The following is a 261-nucleotide window of genomic DNA, read 5'->3' on the forward strand; positions in this document are numbered from 1 at the left end:
AAACCACCCTGACCGTCACCGCCGACGTCGGCGAGCGCCTGGGCAGCGACACCTTCTGCCACGTCATCACCCGCAACGGTGAACCGTTGACCATGCGTATCCGTGGCGACATGGCCAGCCAATACGGCGAGACGCTGCAGCTGCACCTGGACCCGGCGCACTGCCATCTGTTCGACACCGATGGCGTCGCCGTGGCCCGCCCACTGCGCGCTGCCGCCTGATTTCGTGAGTATTTCCCGATGAAATTGAATAAAGCCAACC

The 261-nt window shown here is 63.2% G+C and carries 1 protein-coding gene; it reads left to right on the forward strand.

Annotated features, from left to right (window positions below; all coding sequences use genetic code 11):
* A partial coding sequence (locus tag AAEZ05_RS29100; RefSeq protein WP_350650091.1) for a TOBE domain-containing protein occupies window positions 1–221 on the forward strand: 221 nt, incomplete at its 5' end.
* Window positions 222–261 lie beyond the last annotated feature (40 nt).

This window comes from Pseudomonas sp. HY13-MNA-CIBAN-0226, from assembly GCF_040310305.1.
In the GTDB taxonomy this organism is placed as follows: Bacteria; Pseudomonadota; Gammaproteobacteria; order Pseudomonadales; family Pseudomonadaceae; genus Aquipseudomonas; species Aquipseudomonas gregormendelii.